This window comes from Chryseobacterium sp. MDT2-18 (assembly GCF_030815285.1).
GTDB lineage: Bacteria > Bacteroidota > Bacteroidia > Flavobacteriales > Weeksellaceae > Kaistella > Kaistella salivictor.
Genome location: NZ_JAUSWQ010000021.1, coordinates 1 through 3742 on the forward strand (window position 1 = coordinate 1; position 3742 = coordinate 3742).

Sequence of the window (3742 nt, forward strand, 5' to 3'; positions counted from 1 at the left end):
AGTAATTGAAAATAGAAGTACAATTAAGTGGTAACAAGTTGTTAATAAGCAATATAGAAACTAAACAAAGCAATCTTGATTTTTGTCAGTTTTACAAAACACCTGTTGTATTTTGTAAAATACTGTTTGGTTCACCCATTTAATACTGTTTATAAAGATTTCCGCTGTCTTTGTGACCCCTGAAATTAGCACTATCTTTTACAGAAGGTACTCTGTTGCCAGCATAATGGTATTTAAATGGTCATTCCTGTGTAGCGGAGTTCCGTTTTTATATGAAAAACGTTTTAATTCAACGATGTTTCCGTTCAGATTGTATTTCAGTAATTCATGATGCTCCACAGTGAAGGGAAAATCATTGCCTGTTTTCTGGTAATAAAACCCGGCAAGCAATCGGTTTGAGTTTGTCATATACATAGCCGTATTTTTGCTCCAGGGTATTGATAACGTCATTATACTTCCAGATTATTATAGCAAAATTACCGTTGTATTTTTCTTTTATTTGTAGTGACCGATCTGCTGCATAGGATTTGGTGGACAGTATCCTGAGAGATTCATTGTAGCCAATGTTATAATTAAACAACTGTCCGGTTTGGAAATTTCATAAAGCATCCAACTTTACGACCATTCTGGAAAATGTTTTTCTGCTGAAATAACCGAACCAGCACCTCTCTACCCACCGCCTCTTTTGTAAAAAAATTAATAACAGTTTCTTGACATAAAGCTATAGCTGGTACGATATTAAAGGAAGAACGATTGATTGCCAAACCGGCTACCATTTTGGCGGCTACATCAGTATGTCTTGTTTGCTCGATTTTTAGGAAGCGGTGTAGGAGGCGTATACTTATCACCAAAGAACATCCGTTTCCATGGAAATAATTATTAAAGGGCTGTTAATCCTGACCTCCCTACTGCCTGCTGGTGCATAAACGGCAGGTAAATACTCAGACGGAAGAAATACGAACCGAAACACCTACAATGAAGTTTGGCAGTTCACAAAGAAAGAAGTAGGCAATAACATTCAGAAAATCAATAATGCTACAAGATCCGCAGGTGGATGACGGGAACTAATTTGGGTGATTGTATTTTCATACAATGTAAGAAGTTGACTTTTACTATTGGTCATGAATCACGGATTGCAGATCCACGATATTTGGGAGTATGCCTTTGTCTCTCAATTTGGGATAAGGCAACCTGCGGTCTGTAGGCAGTTTAGCATACTATAACCATACTATATCCATTCTATATTCATGCTATATCTATTGAATTGAGTATCTTTGGGAATCCCTATAATTATTATAAGATGGCAGAACTTAATGGTATTCTTAAAATTACCGGAAAGCTGGATGGGCTTTCGTTTTATAAAATGAACGGCAAGATCATCGTGCGTACTCCGGGTGGTTTTGACGGAGAAAAGATCAGGAAAGATGCAAAATATGTGAACGTAAGAAATAATGCCTCTGAATTTGGGCGCTGTTCAAAATTTGGCGGAAAACTGCGGGGGGCTCTTCAGCCCTTTGTGAAGGATCTGAACGATCCTATTCTTCACGGGAGAATGGCCAAGATGCTGCACGACCTTGTGAAGATGGATACCGTCTCCGGAAAGGGGGAGCGTACGGTGCAACTTGGGCTGCAACACCCTGAGAGCACAAAGATTCTGAGCGGTTTTGTGTGGAACCTTACTGACGGAAAAAGATGCCGCTACGATTATGAAAAGCGGACGCTTTTTTTTGACCGTATTCCTGAGAGAAGCACGAAAGCGGAGGTCACGTTGCGGTTCATCCATCCTAATGAGGGGCAGGATTCGCTGGAATTTGTAGACTGTGTTTTTGAGGTTTCGCTGCCGTGTGCTGCGTTTTTTATTCCTGAGGATGAGGTGTTTGGAGATGTTGGCGAAGGTCTGTTGAAATTTGCGCTCATTCGTTTTTTTGATGGGAGTGGTTTCCTATTGGCCGGGAAAACGGCGGTGGAGTTGGGGTAGATTGTATAGGTGCTGATGCTCTGAAGTGTACTTTACCGCTTTGTGAGGGTGGTGGAGGTGCTGTCCGGATAGGTTTCGGCCTGTTTGACTGATAACATTTATCCCAGATAGAAAATACCCAATTTAAAAGTGGAAAATTTAATTTTTAACAGACGACGCTAAAGGATTGGCTTTGCCGAATCTACGATTTCGCATGGGGTCTTTACAAAAAATAAACCTGTATTTATTTTACTTTTTAAACTAACATGCAATGGCAACTGTAATTTTTAAAAGGTATCGTAGTTACCAAAATTACGACATAATGCAATCGTCCGGCAGTAATCAGGGTGGTTGCATCCAGTCACAGCATTAGAAATCACTTATAATAAGGTTTAAGGTCGAGATGCATTTCATTAAACTCCATTGAAAAACTTCTCTGAATGATGATATCTTGTAGTATGAAATTCCCCGCTAATCTCTTCTGCTAGCTCATGATCTACAAACTCCAGTACATCACCAAAAAGGAGGTCGCTGTTTGTTTTGAACTCCATCGCCTCTTCTATATTGTCGCTGTTGAAATTAAGATAGAATGTAAAGTTGTTTTCCATTTCTGAACAAGTTATCGTTTATTTTATTTGTTTTCGACGGATGAGTTAGGTTTTGGATAGAACTAATGTACACAATGCTGTTGAATCACGCAAACATTTACAAGAAACAGAAATATTTCTAAAACAGTGTTCTATTAAATTTTTTATGTAGACATTCACTATAAAGAGACTTGAGCATGATTTAAACAAATCTTGTGACCAACTCTCCCGGATTGCTGCCGGAACCCTTTCTTGTGCTTACCGGAAAACCTTTCGGCAGGGACCAGAGCTTAGCTTTTACTTTCTGAAGTTTCCCGTACCTAAGACCAATAGAAAATAGCTAATACTAAATCTATTTCCATAAATAAAAATTTTGAAATTTGTTCTTTTTTTAATTTAACTGTTATTTTTCGTTAAATAAACTTAGTAATTTGTGGTGTTTTAATATTAAAATAAGGTTATTTGATGTTGTTCTAATAAAAATTAACTAAAAGCAAGATTTCCTTGTTTAATTTTTATTTCACTTACTTACAGGTTGTTACTTATTAAAAAAACTTAGCTGTTCAATTGTTTTTTTGGGGGGAATCGCTATAAAAGGAATTGCCTTTTTTCTGTATTATTATTTTTTATTATTTTTTAACATTGAAAAATCAGCTTATGACAAAACTCTACATTGGGGAAATATTTCTTTTCGGCATACTTCATCTTTCTGCACAAGAAAACAAAACCTTGTGGCAAAAAGATATAAAATCCGATACCCAGGATTTTATATCTACCCCGAAAGCCATAAATAAAATCAATACAATGCCTGCGCAATTCGGTAATAAAGAATTGAATTTACAATGAGAAAGTATACCCCTTTAGCTCTTTTACTGTCCTGCCAATTTTTTAATGGTCAAAATACACCATCCAATAACAACCTGGATTTTCCAAATATAATTGTTCCTACCCAGGAAACATTTGCAAGCAGCAGGATTAATTTTGAGCCTTCATCAAATGGATTATTTATTTATCAATATTCTATTGAGGATAAAATAAAAATGCCCGTATTCTTAAATTATATAAGTGGAGTGAAAGTTGATGATGCTGGAGGTAGTATTGGATGTCCGTCCCTGATATAGGTTGACATAAATAAGTCAACAAATATGAAAGCAAACATTAAGAAACTGCAGAAGCATCGGGTTTTCAGTGAGGAATT

The 3742-nt window shown here is 36.9% G+C and carries 5 protein-coding genes; 3 read left to right on the forward strand and 2 right to left on the reverse strand.

The annotated features are described in order from the left end of the window. Window positions 1–198: 198 nt before the first annotated feature. Window positions 199–408, reverse strand: a complete 210-nt coding sequence (locus QF004_RS13800; RefSeq protein WP_307427450.1) for a hypothetical protein — start codon at window positions 406–408, stop codon at window positions 199–201. A gap of 892 nt (window positions 409–1300) precedes the next feature. On the opposite strand from QF004_RS13800, the gene QF004_RS13805 reads away from it, so the two are divergent. Continuing rightward, on the forward strand, window positions 1301–1978 hold the full coding sequence (locus QF004_RS13805) for a hypothetical protein (protein ID WP_307427453.1): 678 nt from the start codon (window positions 1301–1303) through the stop codon (window positions 1976–1978). 392 nt (window positions 1979–2370) lie between these two features. Here the strand turns inward: QF004_RS13805 and QF004_RS13810 are convergent, their stop codons facing one another. Further along, window positions 2371–2565, reverse strand: coding sequence for a hypothetical protein (locus QF004_RS13810; RefSeq protein ID WP_307427456.1), 195 nt, complete (start codon window positions 2563–2565; stop codon window positions 2371–2373). A gap of 636 nt (window positions 2566–3201) precedes the next feature. Here QF004_RS13810 and QF004_RS13815 point away from each other — a divergent pair. After that, a complete protein-coding gene (locus tag QF004_RS13815) occupies window positions 3202–3390 on the forward strand; it encodes a hypothetical protein (RefSeq protein WP_307427459.1) in 189 nt (62 codons plus the stop codon). Next, window positions 3387–3665: a hypothetical protein gene (locus QF004_RS13820; protein WP_307427461.1), complete on the forward strand. Its 279-nt coding sequence runs from the start codon at window positions 3387–3389 to the stop codon at window positions 3663–3665. The genes QF004_RS13815 and QF004_RS13820 overlap by 4 nt, the downstream gene beginning before the upstream one ends. The last annotated feature ends 77 nt before the right edge of the window (window positions 3666–3742 follow it).

Excerpts from the sequence above, each read along its gene's own strand:
- QF004_RS13800 (WP_307427450.1), bottom strand. The coding sequence starts at position 408 with ATGACAAACTCAAACCGATTGCTTGCCGGGTTTTATTACCAGAAAACA.
- QF004_RS13810 (WP_307427456.1), bottom strand. The coding sequence starts at position 2,565 with ATGGAAAACAACTTTACATTCTATCTTAATTTCAACAGCGACAATATA.
- QF004_RS13815 (WP_307427459.1), top strand. The coding sequence starts at position 3,202 with ATGACAAAACTCTACATTGGGGAAATATTTCTTTTCGGCATACTTCAT.
- QF004_RS13805 (WP_307427453.1), top strand. The coding sequence starts at position 1,301 with ATGGCAGAACTTAATGGTATTCTTAAAATTACCGGAAAGCTGGATGGG.
- QF004_RS13820 (WP_307427461.1), top strand. The coding sequence starts at position 3,387 with ATGAGAAAGTATACCCCTTTAGCTCTTTTACTGTCCTGCCAATTTTTT.